This window comes from Pseudomonas sp. SWRI51, assembly GCF_014268825.1.
In the GTDB taxonomy this organism is placed as follows: Bacteria; Pseudomonadota; Gammaproteobacteria; order Pseudomonadales; family Pseudomonadaceae; genus Aquipseudomonas; species Aquipseudomonas farsensis.
The window spans coordinates 22,337-44,140 of the sequence record NZ_JABWRG010000002.1; the positions used below are offsets into that span (position 1 = coordinate 22,337).

Below are 21,804 nucleotides of genomic sequence, written 5' to 3' on the forward strand. Positions count from 1 at the left end.
AGCGCCGCGAGTCTGATGATGGCTACCTGGCCAGCAGCCTGAAATCGCCACGGAGACTTGTTAATGCCTGCCATCGACCTCAACAGTGATCTGGGCGAAAGCTACGGTGCCTGGAGCATGGGCGACGACGCCGCGATGCTCGACATCGTGACCAGCGCCAATGTCGCCTGCGGCTTCCATGCCGGTGATCCTGCCGGCATCCTCGCCACGTTGCAGGCCGCAGCCGCCCGTGGCGTTGCCATCGGCGCACACGTGTCATACCCCGACCTGGTCGGCTTCGGCCGCCGCAACATGGCGGTGCCTGCCGCGCAGTTGAGCGCCGATGTGGTCTACCAGATTGGCGCCCTGCAAGGGCTGGCGCGCAGCGTGGGGGCGCAGGTGAGCTACGTCAAACCGCATGGCGCGCTGTATAACACCATCGCCCTGGACCCCGTGCAGGCAGGCGCGGTAATCCAGGCGTTGCTGCGCATTGACCCGCAGCTCAAACTGGTGTGCCTGGCCAACTCGCCGCTGCTGGGCTGGGCCCGACAGGCGGGGCTGAGCTGCGTCGCCGAGGCGTTTGCCGACCGCGCCTACACCGCCCACGGCACGCTGGTGCCGCGCACCCACCCAGGTGCGGTGCTGCACGATGCCGATTTGATTGCCCAGCGCATGCTGCGTCTGGTGCGCGATGGCGTGATCGAGGCCGAAGACGGCCAGTTGATCAAGCTGCAGGCCGAGTCGATCTGCGTGCACGGCGACAACCCGCAAGCCGTCGACATTGCCCGCACCGTCAAACGCCGCCTGCTAGAGGCCGGCACCGAACTGCGTGCGTTCAGCTGATGCGCTTTTACCCGGTCGGGCTGGACGGCTTGCTGGTGGAGCTGGCGAACCTTGCGCAAACCCTGGCGCTGTTCGACGCCCTGGAGCGAGCGCCAGCCCTCGGAGTGGAGCAGATCGTGCCCGCCGCGCAAACCCTGCTGGTGCACTTTCGCCCAAGCACCGTCAGCCGCGAAGCACTCGCCGCCGAGATTGCCTCCCGCGATATCAGTGCGCCGAAACGCCAGGCCGGGAAGCTCATCGAAATCCCGGTGCATTACAACGGTGAAGACCTCAACGACGTGGCCCAGGCGCTGGGCATCACGGCCGACGAGGTGATCCGCCGCCACACCAGCAGCGACTACAGCGTGGCATTCTGCGGCTTTGCCCCAGGCTTTGCCTACCTGAGCGGCAGCGCCGGCTTGGTGGTGCCGCGTCGCAGCAGCCCGCGCACACGCATCCCTGCCGGCGCGGTGGCATTGGCCGGTGGGTTCAGCGGCATCTATCCGCAGGCCAGCCCCGGCGGCTGGCAGATCATCGGGGTCACCGGTACACGCATGTGGGACCTCCAGCGCGAGGAGCCGGCACTATTGCAACCGGGTTATCGGGTAAGGTTCATTGATGCCGGCCCGGCGGCACAGGCACAGGTGTCGGTCGCAGCCCCCCGCCAGTCATTCACAGCCCGCGGCGATTGCCTTGAGATCGGCTCGCCCGGCTTACAGACACTCCTTCAGGACCTCGGCCGCCCCGGCCGCGCCCGGCAAGGCGTCTCGGCCTCCGGGGCAATGGACCAGGGCGCCCTGCGCGCCGCCAACCGCGCAGTGGGCAACCCAGCTGGCAGCGCCTGCCTGGAGGTGCTGATGGGCGGGCTGAGCTTCACCTGCCACGGCCACGGCCTGGCCGCTGTTACCGGTGCCGATACCCCGATAGAGGTGCGCAGCGCCAGCGGCGAGGTGCTGCGCCCTGCCCTGTATGCACCATTCGCGCTGCACGATGGCGACCGCGTCAGCCTGCAAGCGCCGAAGGCCGGGCTACGCAGCTACCTGGCCATCCGCGGCGGTTTCAACCATACCCCGGTACTCGGCAGCGCGGCCAGCGATACCCTGGCGCACGTCGGCCCGGCGCCACTGGCACCCGGTGATCGCCTGGGTTTCAACGCGCCCGTCGGTGGCGCTGCGGTGTCATTGCACGAACAACCAGCGTTCGCCCTGCCGCGCAGCGACCAGGTCATCACCTTGGACGTGCTGATGGGGCCGCGCAGCGACTGGTTCACCGAAGCGGCGCAGGTACTGCTCAGCCAGCAGGCCTGGCAGGTTACCGCGCAGTCCAACCGCATCGGCATCCGCCTGGCCGGCGAGCAGCCGCTGCAACGCGCCATCGACGGCGAACTGCCCAGCGAAGGCACCCGCGTTGGCGCTATTCAAGTGCCACCCAACGGCCAGCCCGTGCTGTTTCTGCGCGACCACCCACTGACCGGGGGCTACCCGGTGATCGCCGTGGTCGCACCGCACCACCTGGACCTGGCCGGGCAGATCCCGGTCAATGCGCGCGTCCGTTTCAACCCGCTGGGCGCCTTCGAACCCGTACGCCCAGCCCCTTCCAGCGAGAGCCCTGCCTGATGCAAAAGGTCCTGATAGCTAACCGCGGCGAAATTGCCGTGCGTATCGCCCGTGCCTGCCGTGACTACGGGGTAGCCTGCGTGGCGGTGTACAGCGATGCCGATAGCGACGCCTTGCACGTCAGCCAGGCCGACGAAGCCTACGCCCTTGAAGGCCAGCGCCCCACCGACACCTACCTGAACATCGACAAACTGCTGGCGGTGGCCTCCCGCGCCGGAGCCGATGCCGTACACCCCGGCTACGGTTTTTTGTCTGAACGCGCCGATTTTGCTCGCGCCGTACAGGCCGCAGGGCTGACCTGGATCGGGCCCGACCCGCAAACCATCGACGCCCTCGGCGACAAGGTGCAAGCCCGGCGCATCGCACTCAAGGTGGGTGCTCCGCTGGTGGCCGGCACCCAGAACCCGGTGCGCGATGCCAACGAAGTCCGTGCATTCGCCGAGCAACACGGCCTGCCGATTGCCATCAAGGCCGCCTTCGGCGGCGGCGGACGCGGCCTCAAGGTGGCCTGGCAGCTCGATGAAATCGACGACCTGTACGCCTCAGCCGTGCGTGAAGCAGTCAGTGCCTTTGGCCGTGGCGAATGCTTCGTCGAACGCTTTCTCGACCGCCCCCGGCACATCGAGGCGCAAATCATCGCCGACCGCTACGGCCGCGTGGTCGTGGTCGGCACGCGCGACTGTTCGCTGCAACGGCGCAACCAGAAGCTGGTCGAGGAAGCCCCTGCACCGTTCCTGGACGACGACCTGCGCCAGCGCATCCACACCTCGGCCCATGATATATGTGCCGAGGCCGGCTACGTCGGCGCCGGCACCGTCGAGTTTCTGCTCAGCGCCGATGGCACGCTGTCGTTTCTTGAAGTCAACACCCGGTTGCAGGTGGAGCACCCGGTCACCGAAGAAACCAGCGGCGTGGACCTGGTGCTTGAGCAACTGCGCGTTGCCGATGGCTTGGCGCTTTCGTTCAACACCACCCCGGCGCCACGCGGGCACAGCTTCGAATTCCGCATCAACGCCGAAGATGCCGGCAACGGTTTTCTGCCGACCCCCGGCACTCTCGAAACCTTCCAGCCGCCGAGCGGCCCCGGGGTGCGTCTGGACAGCGGCGTGATCGAAGGCTCGCGCGTGTCAGCACACTTCGACTCGATGATCGCCAAGCTCATCGTCACCGGCGCCACCCGCGAGCAAGCCATCCGCCGCGCCCGTCGCGCGCTGGCCGAGTTTCGTATCGAAGGCGTGGCCAGCGTGCTGCCATTCCACCGTGCGGTCATGGACCACGACGATTTCACCGCCGCTGGCAGGTTCGCCGTGCATACGCGCTGGATCGAAACCGAGTTTGCCGAACGCATCAGCATCGCCCCACGCAGCGCCACCCCGGTCGACGCCAGTGTGCTGCGCACCTTCGTCGAGATCGATGGCAAGCGCCATCAACTCGGCCTGCCTGCCGCGTTACTGGCCGGCATCAAGGTCAATGGCACTGCGGCGCCTGCGCTGCAGACGGCAACCGCGGATGAGCACAGCGTGACGACACCGGTCGCAGGCAACCTGCATGCGTGGGTCGTCGAGCACGGCGCCAGCGTTGAGGCCGGGCAAGTGATCGCGGTGGTGGAAGCGATGAAAATGGAGACGCAGGTAAAGGCGCCATGTGCAGGCACGTTAAGGATTATTGGGGCGCCGGGGCAGTACTACGACGCATGTGCACAGATCGGCAGGGTTGAATGACTTGCCGATATCATGCTGCCCAAGGCCAAAGCAGCCTGGGCCCGCCAGCGCTGCGTGGCCCTTTACTCAGCCCCTGGTGGGATGCCGTCCTTGTTCTTGTCCTTTAGCCGCGCCCTCTCCTCTTCAGTGGAGTGCGCTGGCACCTCTTGCTTTTTATGGTCGTTGCGCTGCTCGGTCATGACGCTAACTCCTTGGGTGATGTTCTTTTCGGCAGCCCTGTGGCCGGGCAGTTCATCGCAATTGCGTGACCCGCCTGCTTCCGATCACCATTTGCCTGCGAGGTAGAACATGCCAGCAGCAAAACCTGTGATGAACAGGCCGTCCAGAACATCGCCCAACCCGGCGTTTCCCGATGCGTAGCCTTCGATCTGCACAGCCAGGAAAAACAGCGCCAACAACAGTACCGCGCCCATGATGAGCCGTTGCACCTTGAACCTGGCCTTGTCGGTTCCGAACCACAGCATGCGCACTTCCTTCTCAATCAGTCCGTCATGAAAGTTAACCTGCGTCGACAGGCCCGTCACTTAGGCGGCGCAGGAGGAGATCGACACGTTCCACTATGCAGGGGTCATTCTGCGCCCCAAAATGGCCGGAATTCACGGACATGGATAATCCAAATGCTGCCTGAGCCAGGCCTTTACACAGCCCGAGGCAAGCGAATTGCCAAAATCCGAGGGAAGGTCGGGCTTTGCTTCGTGGCCGCACTTTCTTTTCTCGCCGGCATGACCGATGCCGTCGGCTTTACGGCTACCGGCGATTTCGTGTCCTTCATGAGCGGCAACACAACGCGGCTTGCAGTTTCGATCAGTCACGGCGATACCCAAGCCATGCTTGGCATCACAGCGCTGATCGTGGCGTTTATCTTGGGCAATGCGCTGGGCGTTATTGTCGCCCGGCTGGTCAATAGGCGGTCTTGGCCGCTGCTTCTATGCGTCGCACTACTACTTTGCCTGGCGGCGCTAATGCCCACCCAGTTGATCGTGCTGCTCTGCGCGGCCTTGTCGATGGGCATGATCAACGCGGTCGTAGAAGAAGTTAATGGCCTGCCCATCGGACTGACCTACGTAACCGGCGCACTCTCCCGGTTCGGTCGGGGTTTGGGGCGCTGGCTGCTGGGCGAGAGAAAACCCGGCTGGCGTGTGCAGCTTGTCCCTTGGCTCGGCATGCTGATCGGTGCTGTGGTTGGGGCACTCCTGCAGAACAGGTTCGGTATTGCCGCTCTCGCGATCAATGGCTTGGTTGCCGCAGGGCTTGGCACCGCTTCGCTCATCATTCCGCGCCGCTGGCAACGGACCTACATGCCAAAGTAGTCCATCGGCAACGGCTAGAGGCCTGCGAAACTGCTCTGTTTCAATGGCCGAGCTACTTTTTCCTGCGCAAACCCGAAATCCGATGCATACTGTATGGGCATACAGCAAAGGTATCTCATCGCTCCAGACATGACCACCTTGCAGCTTCTGGCCAACTGCCGAGGCCTGTAGCAAACGCAAAAACCCAACGGTTAGACGGCCACCGAGCCGCAGCCCGAACCGGGCTGCCACATTTCACCCCTCCCGCCACTAGGAGAAGTGCCATGACCGTCAATATCGACAAACTGACAATCACCACCCCAGCAGCGACTTCATCCACAAACCTTGTCGCCCTGGAGCTCAGCGGCACACAGGCAATAGAACGGTTTCCGCAATACGTGACCGTTTTGTCCGATGGCTCCGTAAAGCTCACGGCCCCTACCAAGGGCGCCTCAAGTAAAAGCACGCATCGAACCCGCTGCGAATGGTCAGAGCCCACCAACTGGACCCTCGCCAGTGCGGCCGATCACTGGAACCGTCAACGGATGACCGTCACCAAGGTCAACTCGGCGCAGAAGGTGGTGATCTCGCAGATCCATGTCAGGGGTGATGACAGCCCGCCGGTGAAGGTGTTCTGGAACAAGGGCAACATCACCATGGGCTTTCGCACCAAGTACAACCAGACCACGCCCGTGAACTCGACAGTGCTCAAGGGGGTGCCGCTTGGGGCGGAGTTCACGGTGAGCATCCACGCTACCGCCAAAGGCGTAGTGACTGTTGAGGCTAAATGCAACGGCGTATCAGGTTCGTCCGGCGCCCTGCAACTTGACGCTACCTGGGGCACTCGGCTGTTCGAGTTTCATGGGGGGGTTTACAACCAGGTTGATTACACCGACTCGACGCCTGCTGCGGATGGGTCGATCTGCGTGATCAGCGGCCTTTCGTTGAGTCATAGCTAACCAAGGAGCGAAAGGCGGATCGCAGCGCCCGACGCGCTTAGAAATCTACCTTCCCCCGCCCCGCCTTGACGGTGCTGCGCCTGGCTTTGCCATCGAGGCGGCGGGTCTTGGAGCCAAGGGTCGGCTTGGTGGGGCGGCGTTTCTTTTCGGTCTTGCCGGCAGCGATGATCAACTCGGCAAGGCGCGCCAGGGCGTCAGTGCGGTTCTGCTCCTGGGTGCGGTATTGCTGGGCCTTGATGATCAGCACGCCGTCGCTGGTAATACGGCTGTCACGCAGCGCCAGTAGCCGCTCCTTGTAGAACTCGGGCAATGACGAGGCTGGGATGTTGAAGCGCAGGTGAACGGCGCTGGACACCTTGTTGACGTTCTGCCCGCCGGCGCCTTGCGCGCGGATAGCTGTCAGTTCAATTTCGGCATCTGGGAGATGCACGTTGTTGGAGATGGTCAGCATGAAAATGGCCCTTTTGGTTGCGACCATTATCACCGGGGGCGCTGGTTTGCCATAGAGCAACCCATGTTTGCCGGTAGCCATCTTGAGCCTAAAGGACAGAGCGCCGCGGGGGCGGTGCTCGATCCCAGAGTTGCTGATTCCTTTCTGGAACACTGGGGACACATGTCGCGAACATCTGGGAAATAAGGCGGCATTTTCAGATTGAGCCAAGAGTCCAGCCCCAAAAACGCAAAAAGCCCTGAATAATCAGGGCTTTGAATATGGCGGAAGCGTAGAGATTCGAACTCTAGGATAGTTGCCCATCGACGGTTTTCAAGACCGTTGCCTTAAACCACTCGGCCACGCTTCCAGCAGGTTTTGCGGCGGCAATAATACCGCAATGAAACAAGCTGTCAAACTCTCTGTGTCGCGGCTTGCAGCAGCTCTGGTATGCTTCGAGCCACTTACGTTCCAATGCCGTGGGTTCGCCCCGGTTCAACCGTCTAAGGAGTGTCGCCATGCGCGAACAGGATTACACCCTCCACCAGGGCCAACAGGTCGAGCAGCAGGAGATCAGCAAGGTCCTGCGCAACACGTACAGCCTGCTGGCACTCACCCTTGCCTTCAGCGGCGTCATGGCGTTCATCGCCCAGCAGATGCGCGTCGGCTACCCCAACATTTTCGTGGTGCTGATCGGCTTCTACGGCCTGTTCTTCCTCACCTCCAAACTGCGTAACTCGGCGTGGGGCCTGGTTTCCACCTTCGCCCTGACCGGTTTCATGGGCTTCATTCTCGGCCCTATCCTCAACCGCTACCTCGGCATGGCCGGTGGCGCTGAAGTGGTCAGCTCGGCGTTTGCCATGACCGCACTGGTATTCGGTGGCCTGTCCGCCTATGTGCTGATCACCCGCAAGGACATGAGCTTCCTCAGCGGCTTCATCACCGCAGGCTTCTTCGTGCTGCTGGGCGCCGTGGTTGCCAGCTTCTTCTTCCAGATCAGCGGCCTGCAACTGGCGATCAGCGCAGGCTTCGTGCTGTTCTCGTCGGTGTGCATCCTGTTCCAGACCAGCGCTATCATCCAGGGCGGCGAGCGTAACTACATCATGGCGACCATCAGCCTGTATGTATCGATCTACAACCTGTTTGTCAGCCTGCTGCAGCTGTTCGGCATCATGGGCCGCGACGACTGATTCAAACGCTTCGCACCCCAGCAAAAAGCCCGCTTCGGCGGGCTTTTTCGTGGCTGGGAGATAGCCGTAGAGCAGGCACAGCAACTGACCATAAAGTCAGGTTATTTGCGATACGCGCGAGCTTGATGTTTGCCCCTACCCCAACGCTGTTCCAGCCCGTAGAATGCGCTCCTTTTTTCTGCCGGGGCAGCATTTTCCATGAGTGCAAACGAACACCAGCCGGATGCGGCAGCACCTGCCAATGAACTGGTGCTGGGCCTGGAGGACAAACCGCGCCCACTGATCGGCCTGCTCGCCGCCCTGCAGCACCTGCTGGCGATTATTGTGCCGATCGTGACCCCAGGGCTGCTGATTTGCCAAGCGCTTGGCGTATCGGCGCGGGACACCAACCTGATCGTGTCGATGTCATTGGTAATCTCTGGTATCGCCACCTTTGTGCAGTGCAAGCGCTTTGGGCCGTTTGGTGCCGGGCTGTTGATCGTGCAAGGCACCAGCTTCAACTTCGTCGGGCCGTTGATTGCAGGTGGCGCACTGATGGTGCAGCAAGGCACGCCAGTCGAAGGGGTGATGGCGGCGATTTTCGGTGTAGTGATTGCCGGTTCCTTTGTGGAGATGGGCGTGTCGCGCATCCTGCCCTTCGTCAAGCGCCTGATCACCCCGCTGGTGACCGGCATCGTGGTGCTGATGATCGGCCTGACCCTCATCAAAGTCGGCCTGATCAGTATGGGCGGTGGCTTTGGCGCGATGAAAGACGGCACTTTTGCCAACGGCGAAAACCTGCTGCTGTCGGGCGTGGTGCTGGCCATCATCGTGATTCTGAACCGTATCCCGGTGGTATGGATGCGCAGTTGCGCCATTGTTATCGCCTTGGCTGTGGGCTACGCGCTGGCCGGTTACCTAGGCCGCCTGGACTTTACCGGCATGCACCAGGCCGCATTGTTCCAGGTGCCGACGCCGCTGCACTTCGGGCTCGGGTTCTCGTGGGCGCTGTTTATTCCGATGCTGGTGATCTACCTGGTGACTGCGCTCGAAGCCATCGGTGACGTGACTGCCACCAGTAAAGTCTCGCGCCAGCCTGTCGAAGGGCCGGTGTGGATGCAGCGCATCAAGGGCGGCGTGCTGGTGAATGGCGCGAATTCGCTGCTGGCAGGGCTGTTCAACACCTTCCCCAGCTCGATCTTTGCGCAGAACAACGGCGTTATTCAGCTGACCGGTATCGCCAGCCGCCATATCGGTATCTGGATCGCCCTGATGCTGGTACTGCTGGGCCTGTTCCCAAGTGTGGCCGGGGTTATTCAGGCGGTGCCTGAGCCGGTGCTGGGGGGCGCGGCGATGGTCATGTTTGGTGCGGTGGCAGCGTCGGGCATCAATATTCTGGCCAGTACCCGCCTGGACCGTCGCGCCTTGCTGATCATTTCGGTTTCCCTGGCCTTGGGCCTGGGTGTTGCGCAGGTACCGGAGTTTCTTGCGCACATGCCGGCTGCGGTGCGCAATGTGTTGGAGTCCGGGGTTGCCACCGGCGGGCTCTGTGCGCTGCTGTTGAATTGGTTCCTGCCCGAGAGCAAAGCCAACGCCTGAGCTGCGCGGCCGCTTTACCCACGAGCCCGCGCCCACCAGCGCGGGCTTTTTGCTTTATCATGGCGCTAATCTTTTGCACGGGTTTTCCATGAAATTCGCCATTGCGGTCTTTTCTCCGGCCCATGCGCCCTCCTCACGCCGCGCGCTGCGCTTTGCCGAGGCGGTGCTGGCCAGCGGGCATGACATTGCCCGGCTGTTTTTCTATCAGGACGGCGTGCACAGCGCCTCGGCCAATATCGTTGCGCCACAGGATGAACTGGACGTGGCTGCGCAATGGCGCGCCTTTATCACCGAGCACAGCCTGGACGCCGTAGTGTGCATTGCCGCCGCGCTGCGCCGTGGCGTGCTGGATGACACCGAGGCCAACCGCTATCAGCGCCCTGCCGTGAACCTGCCGGCACCATGGGAGCTCTCCGGGCTCGGCCAGTTGCACGAAGCCGCGCAGCTTGCCGACCGCCTGGTCTGCTTTGGAGGCGATTGAAATGGCCAAATCTTTATTGATCATCAGCCGCCAGGCGCCGTGGAGCGGGCCCTGTGCACGCGAAGCGCTGGATGTTGCGCTGGCCGGTGGTGCGTTCGATCTGCCGCTGGGCATGTTGTTTCTCGATGACGGGGTGTTCCAGCTGGCCGCAGCGCAGCAGCCCGATGCCCTCCAGCAGAAGAACCTTGCCGCCAACCTGCAGGCACTGCCTATGTTTGGCGTAGAAGAGCTGTTTGCCTGCGCCCACAGCCTGGCCCGGCGCGGCCTTGCAGATGAAGCGCTGAACCTGCCGGTGCAGGTACTCGACGATGCAGCGTTGAAGGCGCTGATTGCCCGTTTTGACCAAGTGGTAACGCTCTGATGACGACCTTGCATGTAATCGCCCATTCGCCCTTCGGTGACGAGCGCCTGGCCAGTTGCCTGCGTCTGCTCGGTGCCGACGACGGCCTGCTGCTATGTGGCGATGCCACCTACGCACTCAAGGCTGGCAGCGAGCCGCAACAGATGCTGCAGGCCGCCAACCTTGGCCCGCGCCTGTTCGCCCTCGCTGAAGACCTGCAAGCCCGCGCCCTCGACGGCACGCAGGTTATCGCGGTGGACTACCTCGCGTTCGTTGAACTCTCACTGCACTATGACAAGGTCAACAGCTGGCTATGAGCACCCTGACGGTCGGCGATCGCACTATCGCCCTAGACAAAGACGGCTTTCTGCTCGACCTGCAAGACTGGTCGCCCGAAGCCGCGCAAGCACTGGCCGCCCAGGAGCAGATCAGCCTGACCGACGAGCATTGGGAAATTCTCAACGTGCTGCGCGAGTTCTACGCCCAATACCAGCTGTCGCCAGCCACGCGCCCACTGATCAAGTACACAGCGCTCAAGCTGGGCGCCGACAAGGGCAACAGCCCGCACCTGAACCGCCTGTTCAACGGCACCCCCGCCAAACTTGCCGCCAAGCTGGCGGGCCTGCCCAAGCCGACCAATTGCATATGACCGAACCACGCCCGCTGACCCTGGAAACCCCGGCCGAACACCCTTTTGCTGAATTTGTGCGCATTCTCGGCAAGGGCAAGCGCGGCGCGCGCGGCCTCAGCCGTGAAGAGGCGCGTGCCGCCATGACCCTGTTGCTTGAAGGCAAGGTCGAGGACACCCAACTGGGTGCCTTCCTGATGCTGCTGCGGCACAAGGAAGAAAGCGCCGAGGAGCTGGCCGGCTTCACCGAAGCGCTGCGCGCGCAGTTGCAGGCCCCGAACATCAGCGTCGACCTCGACTGGCCGAGCTATGCGGGCAAAAAACGCCATTTGCCGTGGTACTTGCTCGCCGCCAAATGCCTGGCCGCCAATGGCGTGCGCATCCTGATGCACGGTGGCGGCGCTCACACCGCCGGGCGGCTGTATACCGAGCAACTGCTGGGCCTGCTGGATATCCCACTGTGCCGCGACTGGGCTGGCGTTGCGCAAACGCTGGACAAGGGCCAGCTGGCGTTCTTCCCGCTGCAGGACTGGGCGCCACAATTGCAGCGGATGATCGACCTGCGCAATACCTTGGGCCTGCGCTCGCCTATTCATTCCCTCGCCCGGGTGCTCAACCCGCTGGCGGCGCGCTGCGGCCTGCAGAGCATCTTCCACCCCGGCTACCAGGCAGTGCACCGCGAAGCGAGTCGGCTGCTGGGCGACCACTCGCTGGTGATCAAAGGCGATGGCGGTGAAATCGAGGTGAACCCGGACGTCATCAGCCACCTGTACGGCACCTCCAACGCCGAGGCGTGGGACGAAGAATGGCCAGCACTGAGCGCCCAACGTCATGTGAAGCCTGCCAGCTTGCAACCTGAGCACTTGCTGGCGGTATGGCGCGGTGAAGCTGAAGACAGCTACGGCGAAATGGCTGTGGTTGCGACTATGGCCCTGGCGTTGCGCGGCCTTGGCCAAGGCCGCGAACAAGCGTTCAGCACAGCGCGAGGCTACTGGGCGGCCCGCAAAAACATCGAATAAGCCGATTAAACCACCCCAGTCTTTGCGCTATTTATTCGAACGATTTTCTCTAGACTGAGCTCCAACGACAAACAACTTTGTTCCGAGGAGCTGCACCATGGGCCTTTTGATCGATGGCCGCTGGCACGACCAGTGGTATGAAAACGGCAAGGACGGCGCCTTCAAGCGTGAGAATGCCCAGCGCCGTAACCCGCTCCCCACGCCCGAGGCTGGCCGTTACCACTTGTACGTATCCCTCGCGTGCCCTTGGGCCCATCGCACGCTCATACTGCGTGCCATCAAAGGCCTGGAGCCGCTGATCGATGTCTCGGTGGTGAGCTGGCTGATGGGTGAGCAGGGCTGGACGTTCGATCAGCAAAACGGCTCCACCGGTGACCTTCTCGACGCCTTGCAGTACATGCACCAACGCTATACCCAGGACGACCCGCAGTACACTGGCCGGGTAACCGTGCCGGTACTCTGGGACAAGAAAGAGAAGCGCATCGTCAACAACGAGTCTGCCGAGATCATCCGCATCTTCAACACGGCGTTCAACGAGCTGACGGGCAATACGCTGGACCTTTACCCGCAAGCGTTACGTAGCACAGTCGACGCCCTCAACGAACGCATCTACCCGGCCGTCAACAATGGCGTATACCGCGCAGGCTTCGCCACCACGCAAGACGCCTACGAGACGGCTTTCGATGAGGTGTTCAACGAGCTTGATCATCTGGAGGCGTTGCTGGACAAAAAACGCTACCTGGCCGGCGAATACCTGACCGAGGCCGATGTGCGCCTGTTCACCACCCTGGTGCGCTTCGACGCCGTTTACCACGGCCACTTCAAATGCAACCTGCGCCGCCTGAGCGATTACCCGAACCTGTCCAACTGGTTACGCGAGCTTTATCAGTGGCCGGGCGTGGCGGGTACAGTGAACATGGAACATATCCAGAAGCACTATTACCTGAGCCACAAGACCATCAACCCGAACGGGATCGTGCCCAAGGGCCCGCTGCAGGACTTCAGCGCGCCCCACGACCGTGCAAGGCTGCCGGGCAAAGGGATCTGGCAGGCGGGGTAAAAAAAGCGTGGTTTCAAGCAAATCGCTTTCTATTGGGTAGGAGCGGCCTTGTGTCGCGATGGGCTGCAAAGCAGCCCTAGGATCTGCGCCTCAAGGACCATCGCCAGCGCAAAGAGGCTCTAGCAGCTCTGCTCCTGAACCCCTTCGAACCACGCCAGCTTCTCACGCAACTGCACAACCTCACCGACGATCACCAGCGTGGGGGCATGCACCTCATGGCGCGCCACCATTTCAGGCAAGTCTGCCAACGTCCCGGTGAACACCCGTTGATTGCGCGTAGTACCCTGCTGCACCAATGCAGCCGGGGTACTGGCGTCGCGGCCATGCTTGATCAATTCGGCGCAGATAGTCGGCAACCCCACCAGCCCCATGTAGAACACCAATGTCTGCGCCGGCGCGACCAGGTCGTTCCAAGGCAGATTGCTGGTGCCATCCTTGAGGTGGCCTGTTACAAAACGCACTGACTGGGCGTAGTCACGGTGGGTCAGCGGGATACCGGCATAGGCCGAACAGCCGCTGGCAGCCGTAATGCCGGGCACGACCTGGAACGCAATGCCATGCTCGGCCAGCTCTTCGATTTCTTCGCCGCCACGCCCAAAGATGAACGGGTCGCCACCTTTGAGGCGCAATACACGCTTGCCCTGTTGGGCCAGGTCCACCAGCAGGCGGTTGATCTGGTCCTGAGGGACTGCATGATCAGCGCGGCGCTTGCCCACATAGATGCGCTCGGCGTCACGCCGGCACATGTCGATGATCGCCGGCGCCACCAAGCGGTCGTACAGCACCACGTCGGCCTGCTGCATCAGGCGCAAGGCGCGGAAGGTGAGCAGGTCCGGATCACCCGGGCCGGCACCGACCAGATACACCTCGCCACCCTGCTGCACCGGCGCGCCCTCGACCATTTCGCGCAACAGGCGCTCGGCTTCGGCGCCCTGCCCGGCCAGTTGGCGCTCGGCGATCGGACCTTGGAACACGGTTTCCCAGAAACCACGGCGTTGGTTGACGTCAGGGTATAGCGCCTTGACCTGATGGCGAAAACGCGCAGCCAGCCCGGCCAACTCGCCGTAGGCTGCAGGAATCCAGGCTTCAAGCTTGGCCCGGATCAGCCGCGCCAGCACAGGCGCATCGCCGCCACTGGACACGGCAACCACCAACGGGGAGCGGTCGACGATGGCTGGGAAGATCACCGTGCACAGCGCAGGCGCATCTACCACGTTGACCGGCACGCTCAGAGCTTGGGCCTCGGCCGAGACCTGGGCATTGAGCCCAGGGTCGTCAGTGGCGGCGATTACCAGCCGGCAACCGCCAAGGTCGCGGGCTTCATAGCCGCGCACCAGCACCTCGCCACCGCCCTCGCGCGCAAGCGCAGCTAGCTGGCTGTCGACATCAGGTGCGACGACACGCAGCACGGCGCCGGCATCAGCCAGCAGGCGAGCCTTGCGCAAGGCGATTTCACCACCGCCGACAACCAGCGCGCGAGCCCCCTGCAGCTTGTGGAACAGCGGCAGGTAGTCCATATCAGCGAATCACCTCTACGCCGCCCATGTACGGCTTGAGCACTTCAGGCACACGGATCGAACCGTCGGCCTGCTGGTAGTTTTCAAGCACCGCAACCAGGGTACGGCCCACTGCCAGGCCCGAACCGTTGAGGGTGTGCACCAGCTCTGGCTTGCCGGTTTCCGGGTTGCGCCAGCGCGCCTGCATGCGGCGCGCCTGGAAGTCGCCGCAGTTGGAGCAGGAGCTGATTTCGCGGTACTTGCCCTGGCTTGGTACCCACACCTCGAGGTCGAAGGTTTTCACCGCGCTGAAGCCCATGTCACCGGTGCACAGTGCCAGTACGCGGTACGGTAGTTCGAGCAGCTGCAGCACGCGCTCGGCGTTGGCAGTCAGGCCTTCGAGGGCTTCCATGGATTTGCCCGGCTCGACCACTTGCACCATCTCGACCTTGTCGAACTGGTGCTGGCGGATCATGCCGCGGGTGTCACGGCCCGAAGCACCGGCTTCACTGCGAAAGCACGGGGTGTGCGCGACATACTTGATCGGCAACTGCTTGGCGTCGAGGATCTGCTCGGCAACCAAGTTGGTCAGCGACACTTCAGCGGTCGGGATGAGGTAGAAGTCTGCCTCGCCATCACGGCTGATCTTGAACAGGTCTTCTTCGAACTTCGGCAGCTGGCCGGTGCCCTGCAGGGCTGGCGCCTGTACCAGGTACGGGGTGTAGGCCTCTTCGTAACCGTGTTCGCCGGTGTGCAGGTTGATCATGAACTGCGCCAAGGCGCGGTGCAGGCGAGCAATCGGGCCGCGCAGCACGGCAAAGCGCGCGCCGGACAGCTTGGCAGCGGCTTCGAAGTCCAGGCCACCGCTGACCTCGCCCAGCGCGACGTGGTCCTTGACCTCGAAATCGAATGCCGGCGGGGTACCCCAACGGCGCACTTCGACGTTGTCATCTTCGTTGGCACCCACCGGCACGCTGGCGTCCGGCAGGTTGGGAATGGTCAGCAAGATGCCGTCGAGCTCGGCCTGGATAGCGTCCAGTTCCAGCTTGCCGGCCGCCAGCTCATTGGCCATGCGCTCGACATCGGCCATCAACGGGGCGATGTCTTCGCCCTTGGCCTTGGCTTGGCCGATGGACTTGGAACGGGCGTTACGCTCGGCCTGCAGCTGTTCGGTGCGGGTCTGCACCGCCTTGCGGCGTTCTTCCAGTGATTCGATGCGCGCGACATCCAGGCTGAAGCCACGGGAGGCCAGGCGATCCGCCACTTCCTGAAGTTGGCCGCGTAACAGTTTGGAATCGAGCATATCGTTCTCTCGTTATAGGTAGGTGTTGGTTCAGATACGGGTTAGAGCAAGGCCGGCCCAGGTTGCGAGCAGCCCGCCCATTACGCTGGCGCCGGTGTAGCCCAATGCCAGCGGTACTTGCCCACTTTCGAGCAGGCGCACGGTGTCGAGCGAAAATGAAGAAAACGTGGTCAGGCCGCCGAGAAACCCAACAATCAGGCCAGCGCGCAGCTCGACCGGCACCAGGGGTTTGTGCAGGAACAAGCCGTAGAGCAGGCCGATCAGCAGGCAGCCAATCAGATTGACCGCCAGCGTACCGAGATAGAAGTGCCGTGGCCAGTGGGCGCTGACCCAACTGGCGGTGGCAAAGCGCAAAAGCGTGCCGGCAATGCCTCCGGCGCTGACTGCCGCAATCAGTGCAATCACGGTTTTCTCCGCTGCCGAGGGCTGATGCGGTCGAGTTCGGCCAAATGGCGCAGTTTTTCACCGATTTTAAGCTCAAGGCCACGGGGCACCGGTTGATAGTACTGGCGCGGTTCGAGCTGGTCCGGGAAGTAATCTTCACCGGCGGCGTAGGCATCGGGCTCGTCATGGGCATAGCGGTACTCTTCGCCATAGCCGAGCTGCTTCATCAGTTTGGTCGGCGCATTGCGCAGGTGCAGCGGCACTTCCAGCGAGCCATGCTCGGCCGCTTCACGCAGGGCGGTCTTGAATCCCACGTATACGGCGTTGCTCTTCGGCGCGCAGGCGATGTAGGTGATGGCCTGGGCCACCGCCAGCTCGCCCTCGGGGCTCCCCAGGCGCTCCTGTACGTCCCAGGCCGCCAGGCACAGGCTCAGTGCACGCGGGTCGGCGTTGCCGATGTCTTCGCTGGCCATGCGTACTACACGGCGGGCGATGTACAGCGGGTCGCAACCGCCGTCGAGCATGCGCGCATACCAGTACAAGGCACCGTCCGGGTTGGAGCCGCGCACCGACTTGTGCAGTGCGGAAATCTGGTCGTAGAACGCCTCGCCACCCTTGTCGAAACGACGGCGGCTGTCGCCAAGCAGGCTTTGCAGCAGCTCGACGCCGATTTCGCTACCATCTTCGGCAAGGTCAGAGGCGTTTTCCAGGAAGTTGAGCATGCGCCGGCCGTCACCATCGGCGGCGGCCATGAGCATCTTGAAGGCTTCGTCGCCAACGCTGAGGTTGCGCTTGCCAAGGCCGCGTTCCTCGGTAAGGGCACGGTCTACCAGCTTGCGCAGCGCCGCTTCGTCCAGGCTTTTGAGCACATAGACGCGGGCCCGCGAGAGCAAGGCGTTGTTCAGTTCGAACGAGGGGTTTTCAGTGGTGGCACCAATGAAAATCAGCGTGCCATCCTCGACATAAGGCAGGAAAGCGTCCTGTTGCGACTTGTTGAAGCGGTGCACTTCGTCGACAAATAGAATGGTCCGCTTGCCGTACTGGCCGGCCTGCTGCTTGGCCACCTCGACGGCCTGGCGGATTTCCTTGACCCCCGCCAGTACTGCCGAGACGGTTTCGAAGTGGGCATCGCAAAACTGCGCCAGCAGCCGCGCCAGGGTGGTCTTGCCGACCCCGGGCGGGCCCCAGAAGATCATCGAATGCAGCGCACCCTGCTCCAGCGCTTCGCGCAGCGGTTTACCCCGCGCGAGCAGGTGCTCCTGGCCGACATACTCATCCAGGTTGGACGGGCGCAGCCGCGCAGCCAAAGGCTGGGCGACGGGCTCACTGCGAAACAGATCCATCACGGGTTGTGCTTACTCCTTGATGACATCCGCGCCTTTGGGGATGTCGAAGGTGAACTTGCTGTCCGGCACCGCCTGGTTGGCCTTCACGCCATTGAACAAGATGTTTGTGCGCTGGCCGACGCTGTCGATCAGTTGCATGTCATTGATCAGCCCTTTGCGGAACGATACCCGCAGCGAATCGAACAAGGTGTCCTTGGTCTTCGGCTTGAGGGTGAAGTCCATCACTTCGCCCTGCTCCTTGGAGGTGATGTCGAAACTCTGGCTGATCTTCGATACATCACCGGACAACAGCAGTGCCGGAGTCTGGTTAAGGCGCTGGTCGAGCTTCTTGACGGTGGCCTGCTCCAGATCGGGGTCCCAGAGGGTGACATTCTTGCCGTCGGATACGACGACCTGCTCCTGTGGCGCATCGGTGTGCCAGTAGAACAGACCAGGGCGCTTGACAGTCATCTTGCCGGACATTTCCTGCAGACTTGTGCCACCGGCGTCCAGGGTCAGCTGGGAGAAGTTGGCCTCGATGGTCTGCGACTTTTCGAGCAACTGGGTCAGGCGCTGGACGTCCTGTTCACCGGCATGGGCCGACAGGCTGGCCGCAGCCAGGGCAGAAACCAACATCATGCGAATCATGCGCATGGGGATCCTCGTAGAGCATTGAATGAGCCGGGCACCGTCGCTGGCACCCGGCGGAAGAAAACATCAGTCGCGCGGGCCGCCTGGGGCTATCACTTCCCGCGAGCCGTTACTGTTCATTGAAGTGACCACACCGGCCATTTCCATTGCTTCGATCATGCGTGCGGCGCGGTTGTAACCGATCTTCAGCTTGCGCTGCACTGCCGAAATGGAAGCACGGCGGCTTTCCAGCACAAACTGCACGGCTTCGTCGTACAGCGCGTCGCTTTCCGAGTCGTCGCTGTCGCCACCGCCGCCGCCGCTTTCGAAGCCGCTGCCGGCTTCTTCGACACCGTTGAGAATGTCGTCGTTGTAGTCTGGCGCGCCACGCAGCTTCCAGGCCTCGACCACGCGGTGCACTTCTTCGTCAGAAACGAACGCACCGTGTACGCGAATCGGCAGGCTGGTGCCAGGCGGCATGTACAGCATATCGCCGTGGCCCAGCAGTTGCTCGGCGCCGCCCTGGTCGATAATGGTCCGCGAGTCGATCTTGCTCGACACCTGGAACGCCATACGGGTCGGAATGTTGGCCTTGATCAAGCCAGTGATGACATCCACCGACGGGCGTTGGGTGGCCAGAATCAGGTGAATACCGGCAGCACGGGCTTTTTGCGCAATTCGTGCGATCAGCTCTTCTACCTTCTTGCCGACGATCATCATCATGTCGGCGAATTCATCCACCACGACAACGATGGTCGGCAGCGTTTTCAGCGTAGGCGCCTCGTCGTCCATGCTTTCGCGGCGGTACAGCGGGTCGTAGATGACCTCGCCGGCCTCCTGGGCATCTTTGATCTTGCGGTTGAAGCCGGCCAGGTTACGCACGCCCATGGCCGCCATCAGCTTGTAGCGGCGTTCCATCTCGGCAACGCTCCAGCGCAGGGCGTTGGCGGCGTCCTTCATATCGGTGACCACCGGGCACAGCAGGTGCGGAATGCCTTCGTAGATCGACAGTTCGAGCATTTTCGGGTCGATCATGATCAGCCGGGCGTCTTCCGGGCCAGACTTGAACAGGATCGACAGAATCATTGCGTTGACACCCACCGACTTACCGGAACCGGTGGTGCCCGCCACCAGCAGGTGCGGCATCTTGGCAAGGTCGGTGATCACCGGTTTGCCACCGATGTCGTGGCCCAGGGCCAAGGCGACCGGCGACTTGGCCTCGTCATACTGTGCCGACGACAGCACCTCGGAGAAGCGCACCATCTGGCGGTTCTCGTTAGGGATCTCGATGCCCACGGTGGTCTTGCCAGGGATTACCTCGACCACCCGCACGCTGGTCACGGCCAGAGAGCGCGCAAGGTCCTTGGCCAGGTTGGCGATACGGCTGACCTTCACTCCGGCAGCCGGCTGGATTTCGTACCGGGTAATCACCGGGCCCGGGTGGATCGAGTCGACCGAGACCTCGACCCCAAACTCCTTGAGCTTGATTTCAAGCAGGTGACCGACACCTGCCAACGATTCGGGCGAGTACTCGATTTTCTTTTCTTCAGCCGGGTCGAGGATGGAAATGGGCGGCAAAGTACCTTCAACAGCGCTATCGACGAACAGCGGCGTCTGTTTTTCTTTCATCACCCGCTTGCTGGGCTCTGGCGCTTTGACCGGGGCCGCGGGGATGTTGATCACCGGGGCAGGTTGCTGTTCGCGCTGGGCCACATGCTTGGTCAGCGCTTCATCGCGTTCCAGGATGCGCTCGCGGGCCTTGATCTGCTCGCGCTTGTCGGGCACCACAGGGGCGACTACTTCGTCGACCTGCTCGTCTACCTCACGCAGTTGCGCCACCAGGCGCTTGCGCTCGTTGCGCGCCTCCCACCAGCGGGTTGCTGCGCCCTGCACCAGCTCCAACAGGTCGAGCGTGATCTTGCCGGTCAGGTCCATGACCTTGAACCAGGAAAGGTCGGTGAATACGGTCAGGCCGAACAGGAACAGGGCGATGAACATCAGCGTGCTGCCCTGCACGTTCAGCAGGCTGCGCGCCAGGTCGCCAAGGCTCTCGCCCAGCGCGCCACCCGAGGAAAACGGCAAGGTCGCAGACTGATGGAAATGGATGTGCGCCAGGGCCGCACCGGACAACACCAGGAACACCAGACCGATCAGGCGCCAGGAGAACAACCAGCCACTCCACTGCCACGGCTGGTGGCGCTCGCGGAAAATCTGCCAGGTTTTGATGCCCAGCAGCAGCGGGAATATGTAGGCGAAGTAGCCCAACACCATGAACAGGATGTCGGCAAAGTAAGCCCCGGCGCGGCCGGCAGCGTTCTGCACCTGCTCGACGTTGCTGGTGTGGCTGAAGCCTGGGTCGGAGGTGTCGTAGGTGACCAATGCCATCCACAGGTACAGGCACAGTGCACCGACGGCAATCAGCGCACCTTCCTTGAGGCGGTATTGCAGCTGCTGGCGCCATAACGGCACGGGCAAGGGAGCTGGAGTTGCAGTGGATTTCTTCAAAACGCGTCTATTCCTGCGCGAATAGTGATTGGCCGGTGACTGGCCAACAAATCACTACTTTTAACATTACTGCCCACCCGCCGCCATGGCGGTACGCCGTGGGGGCACGAACGGGGGCTTTGTTCATATAGGTGCAATTTGATCATGCATTGTCTTTTGTGACAAAGGCTTATGCTGTGTTTTTGCACAGGTGTGACAGCAAATGCGCCAGATGGTGCCAAAGCTGGCTAAATACCAGCAGTACAAGGGGCACTGACGGGCGCGACACCCGCCGTTGACCTCGCCACCAAGCCGCGCCATGCTGACCGCCCTCCCCTACTCCACCGCCCAAAACCTCATGCTGACCTGGCTGACCCGCGACTCACTGAGCTTCCCCCCACTGGAAAAGGCCCTGCAAGACCCCAACGGCCTGCTCGCCGCGGGCGGCGACCTGTCTGCAGACCGCCTGATAGCGGCCTACCGGCACGGCTGCTTTCCTTGGTACCAGGACGGCCAGCCCATCCTGTGGTGGTCGCCTGACCCGCGCACCGTGCTGTTTCCTGACGAACTGCACGTTTCGCGGTCGCTGGCCAAGCTGATGCGCCAGGGCCGTTACCAAGTGAGCTTCGACGGCGACTTCGCTGCGGTAATAGCAGCCTGCGCCGCCCCTCGCGATTATGCCGACGGCACCTGGATCACCGGCAGCATGCAGGCGGCTTACCTTGAGCTGCACCGGCGCGGCATCGCGCACTCGGTCGAAGTCCGCAAGGACGGCGAGCTGGTCGGCGGCCTGTATGGGCTGGCCATGGGCCGCTTGTTCTTTGGCGAGTCGATGTTCAGCCGGGCCGACAACGCCTCGAAGGTGGGTTTTGCCACGCTGGTCGAGCACCTGCGCCAAGCGGGCTTTGCCCTGATCGACTGCCAGATGCCCACCGACCACCTGCATAGCCTGGGCGCCCGCGCCATCAGCCGCGCCAGCTTCGCCGAACACCTGACCACGTACCTGGACCAGCCCGCTAGCGCCACCTGGGTTGCCTAGGCGAGTTTGCACAGCTGGCTTACACTTACAG

The 21,804-nt window shown here is 62.6% G+C and carries 22 protein-coding genes and 1 tRNA gene; 14 read left to right on the forward strand and 9 right to left on the reverse strand.

What is annotated here, in order from left to right:
• Positions 1-63 precede the first annotated feature (63 nt).
• From HU720_RS00885 to HU720_RS00895, 3 genes are read left to right on the forward strand one after another with little or no spacing between them, the layout of a single operon-like run.
• Entirely contained in the window at positions 64-822 is a 759-nt protein-coding gene (locus HU720_RS00885; protein ID WP_186516512.1) for a 5-oxoprolinase subunit PxpA, read from the forward strand.
• Positions 822-2,417, forward strand: coding sequence for an urea amidolyase family protein (locus HU720_RS00890; RefSeq protein ID WP_186516514.1), 1,596 nt, complete (start codon positions 822-824; stop codon positions 2,415-2,417). The genes HU720_RS00885 and HU720_RS00890 overlap by 1 nt, the downstream gene beginning before the upstream one ends.
• A complete protein-coding gene (locus HU720_RS00895; RefSeq protein WP_186516516.1) occupies positions 2,417-4,138 on the forward strand; it encodes a biotin carboxylase N-terminal domain-containing protein in 1,722 nt (573 codons plus the stop codon). The genes HU720_RS00890 and HU720_RS00895 overlap by 1 nt, the downstream gene beginning before the upstream one ends.
• Positions 4,139-4,401: 263 nt before the next feature.
• Here HU720_RS00895 and HU720_RS00900 read toward each other — a convergent pair whose 3' ends face one another.
• Positions 4,402-4,662, reverse strand: coding sequence for a hypothetical protein (locus HU720_RS00900; protein WP_186516518.1), 261 nt, complete (start codon positions 4,660-4,662; stop codon positions 4,402-4,404).
• 93 nt (positions 4,663-4,755) lie between these two features.
• Between HU720_RS00900 and HU720_RS00905 the strand changes: the two genes are divergently transcribed.
• Both HU720_RS00905 and HU720_RS00910 read left to right on the forward strand, forming a co-directional pair.
• Positions 4,756-5,448, forward strand: coding sequence for a YoaK family protein (locus tag HU720_RS00905; RefSeq protein ID WP_186516520.1), 693 nt, complete (start codon positions 4,756-4,758; stop codon positions 5,446-5,448).
• 263 nt (positions 5,449-5,711) lie between these two features.
• Positions 5,712-6,386: a polysaccharide lyase family 7 protein gene (locus HU720_RS00910; protein ID WP_186516522.1), complete on the forward strand. Its 675-nt coding sequence runs from the start codon at positions 5,712-5,714 to the stop codon at positions 6,384-6,386.
• Positions 6,387-6,423: 37 nt separating this feature from the next.
• Here HU720_RS00910 and arfB read toward each other — a convergent pair whose 3' ends face one another.
• Both arfB and HU720_RS00920 read right to left on the reverse strand, forming a co-directional pair.
• On the reverse strand, positions 6,424-6,837 hold the full coding sequence (gene arfB / locus HU720_RS00915; protein ID WP_186516523.1) for an alternative ribosome rescue aminoacyl-tRNA hydrolase ArfB: 414 nt from the start codon (positions 6,835-6,837) through the stop codon (positions 6,424-6,426).
• 261 nt (positions 6,838-7,098) lie between these two features.
• Positions 7,099-7,186 (reverse strand) — tRNA-Ser (locus HU720_RS00920).
• A gap of 148 nt (positions 7,187-7,334) precedes the next feature.
• Here HU720_RS00920 and HU720_RS00925 point away from each other — a divergent pair.
• The 8 genes from HU720_RS00925 (at position 7,335) to HU720_RS00960 (ending at position 13,112) form a co-directional block, all read left to right on the forward strand.
• Positions 7,335-8,006, forward strand: a complete 672-nt coding sequence (locus HU720_RS00925) for a Bax inhibitor-1/YccA family protein (RefSeq protein ID WP_186516524.1) — start codon at positions 7,335-7,337, stop codon at positions 8,004-8,006.
• Positions 8,007-8,204: 198 nt separating this feature from the next.
• Positions 8,205-9,584: a uracil-xanthine permease family protein gene (locus HU720_RS00930; RefSeq protein WP_186516525.1), complete on the forward strand. Its 1,380-nt coding sequence runs from the start codon at positions 8,205-8,207 to the stop codon at positions 9,582-9,584.
• A gap of 88 nt (positions 9,585-9,672) precedes the next feature.
• Entirely contained in the window at positions 9,673-10,065 is a 393-nt protein-coding gene (gene tusD / locus HU720_RS00935; RefSeq protein ID WP_186516526.1) for a sulfurtransferase complex subunit TusD, read from the forward strand.
• Between the two features lies 1 nt (position 10,066).
• On the forward strand, positions 10,067-10,426 hold the full coding sequence (gene tusC, locus HU720_RS00940; RefSeq protein WP_186516527.1) for a sulfurtransferase complex subunit TusC: 360 nt from the start codon (positions 10,067-10,069) through the stop codon (positions 10,424-10,426).
• Entirely contained in the window at positions 10,426-10,722 is a 297-nt protein-coding gene (gene tusB / locus HU720_RS00945) for a sulfurtransferase complex subunit TusB (protein WP_186516530.1), read from the forward strand. Before tusC ends, tusB begins: the two co-directional genes overlap by 1 nt.
• Positions 10,719-11,054 (forward strand): TusE/DsrC/DsvC family sulfur relay protein, encoded by a 336-nt coding sequence (locus HU720_RS00950; protein ID WP_186516531.1) that lies wholly within the window; start codon positions 10,719-10,721, stop codon positions 11,052-11,054. The genes tusB and HU720_RS00950 overlap by 4 nt, the downstream gene beginning before the upstream one ends.
• Entirely contained in the window at positions 11,051-12,052 is a 1,002-nt protein-coding gene (locus tag HU720_RS00955; protein ID WP_186516532.1) for a glycosyl transferase family protein, read from the forward strand. Before HU720_RS00950 ends, HU720_RS00955 begins: the two co-directional genes overlap by 4 nt.
• Before the next feature lie 97 nt (positions 12,053-12,149).
• Positions 12,150-13,112, forward strand: coding sequence for a glutathione S-transferase family protein (locus HU720_RS00960; RefSeq protein WP_186516535.1), 963 nt, complete (start codon positions 12,150-12,152; stop codon positions 13,110-13,112).
• Positions 13,113-13,231: 119 nt separating this feature from the next.
• Here HU720_RS00960 and cysG read toward each other — a convergent pair whose 3' ends face one another.
• From cysG to ftsK, 6 genes are all read right to left on the reverse strand, one after another.
• Positions 13,232-14,629, reverse strand: a complete 1,398-nt coding sequence (cysG, locus tag HU720_RS00965) for a siroheme synthase CysG (RefSeq protein ID WP_186516537.1) — start codon at positions 14,627-14,629, stop codon at positions 13,232-13,234.
• A gap of 1 nt (position 14,630) precedes the next feature.
• Positions 14,631-15,911, reverse strand: coding sequence for a serine--tRNA ligase (gene serS / locus HU720_RS00970; protein ID WP_186516539.1), 1,281 nt, complete (start codon positions 15,909-15,911; stop codon positions 14,631-14,633).
• A 30-nt stretch (positions 15,912-15,941) separates the two neighbouring features.
• A complete protein-coding gene (gene crcB / locus HU720_RS00975) occupies positions 15,942-16,316 on the reverse strand; it encodes a fluoride efflux transporter CrcB (RefSeq protein WP_186516541.1) in 375 nt (124 codons plus the stop codon).
• Positions 16,313-17,638, reverse strand: coding sequence for a replication-associated recombination protein A (locus tag HU720_RS00980; protein ID WP_186516713.1), 1,326 nt, complete (start codon positions 17,636-17,638; stop codon positions 16,313-16,315). The genes crcB and HU720_RS00980 overlap by 4 nt, the downstream gene beginning before the upstream one ends.
• Positions 17,639-17,650: 12 nt before the next feature.
• Positions 17,651-18,274, reverse strand: coding sequence for an outer membrane lipoprotein chaperone LolA (gene lolA, locus HU720_RS00985; RefSeq protein ID WP_186516543.1), 624 nt, complete (start codon positions 18,272-18,274; stop codon positions 17,651-17,653).
• A 63-nt stretch (positions 18,275-18,337) separates the two neighbouring features.
• Complete coding sequence (gene ftsK / locus HU720_RS00990) at positions 18,338-20,755, reverse strand: DNA translocase FtsK (RefSeq protein ID WP_186516546.1); 2,418 nt, start codon at positions 20,753-20,755, stop codon at positions 18,338-18,340.
• A 337-nt stretch (positions 20,756-21,092) separates the two neighbouring features.
• Between ftsK and aat the strand changes: the two genes are divergently transcribed.
• Positions 21,093-21,773: a leucyl/phenylalanyl-tRNA--protein transferase gene (gene aat / locus HU720_RS00995; protein ID WP_186516714.1), complete on the forward strand. Its 681-nt coding sequence runs from the start codon at positions 21,093-21,095 to the stop codon at positions 21,771-21,773.
• Positions 21,774-21,804 lie beyond the last annotated feature (31 nt).

Coding starts and splice junctions, on each gene's coding strand:
- serS (WP_186516539.1), bottom strand. CDS start 15,911: ATGCTCGATTCCAAACTGTTACGCGGCCAACTTCAGGAAGTGGCGGAT.
- HU720_RS00890 (WP_186516514.1), top strand. CDS start 822: ATGCGCTTTTACCCGGTCGGGCTGGACGGCTTGCTGGTGGAGCTGGCG.
- HU720_RS00905 (WP_186516520.1), top strand. CDS start 4,756: ATGCTGCCTGAGCCAGGCCTTTACACAGCCCGAGGCAAGCGAATTGCC.
- HU720_RS00960 (WP_186516535.1), top strand. CDS start 12,150: ATGGGCCTTTTGATCGATGGCCGCTGGCACGACCAGTGGTATGAAAAC.
- HU720_RS00925 (WP_186516524.1), top strand. CDS start 7,335: ATGCGCGAACAGGATTACACCCTCCACCAGGGCCAACAGGTCGAGCAG.
- tusB (WP_186516530.1), top strand. CDS start 10,426: ATGACGACCTTGCATGTAATCGCCCATTCGCCCTTCGGTGACGAGCGC.
- aat (WP_186516714.1), top strand. CDS start 21,093: ATGCTGACCTGGCTGACCCGCGACTCACTGAGCTTCCCCCCACTGGAA.
- tusC (WP_186516527.1), top strand. CDS start 10,067: ATGGCCAAATCTTTATTGATCATCAGCCGCCAGGCGCCGTGGAGCGGG.
- arfB (WP_186516523.1), bottom strand. CDS start 6,837: ATGCTGACCATCTCCAACAACGTGCATCTCCCAGATGCCGAAATTGAA.
- HU720_RS00910 (WP_186516522.1), top strand. CDS start 5,712: ATGACCGTCAATATCGACAAACTGACAATCACCACCCCAGCAGCGACT.
- HU720_RS00930 (WP_186516525.1), top strand. CDS start 8,205: ATGAGTGCAAACGAACACCAGCCGGATGCGGCAGCACCTGCCAATGAA.
- lolA (WP_186516543.1), bottom strand. CDS start 18,274: ATGCGCATGATTCGCATGATGTTGGTTTCTGCCCTGGCTGCGGCCAGC.
- HU720_RS00895 (WP_186516516.1), top strand. CDS start 2,417: ATGCAAAAGGTCCTGATAGCTAACCGCGGCGAAATTGCCGTGCGTATC.
- HU720_RS00955 (WP_186516532.1), top strand. CDS start 11,051: ATGACCGAACCACGCCCGCTGACCCTGGAAACCCCGGCCGAACACCCT.
- tusD (WP_186516526.1), top strand. CDS start 9,673: ATGAAATTCGCCATTGCGGTCTTTTCTCCGGCCCATGCGCCCTCCTCA.
- HU720_RS00950 (WP_186516531.1), top strand. CDS start 10,719: ATGAGCACCCTGACGGTCGGCGATCGCACTATCGCCCTAGACAAAGAC.
- HU720_RS00980 (WP_186516713.1), bottom strand. CDS start 17,638: ATGGATCTGTTTCGCAGTGAGCCCGTCGCCCAGCCTTTGGCTGCGCGG.
- cysG (WP_186516537.1), bottom strand. CDS start 14,629: ATGGACTACCTGCCGCTGTTCCACAAGCTGCAGGGGGCTCGCGCGCTG.
- HU720_RS00885 (WP_186516512.1), top strand. CDS start 64: ATGCCTGCCATCGACCTCAACAGTGATCTGGGCGAAAGCTACGGTGCC.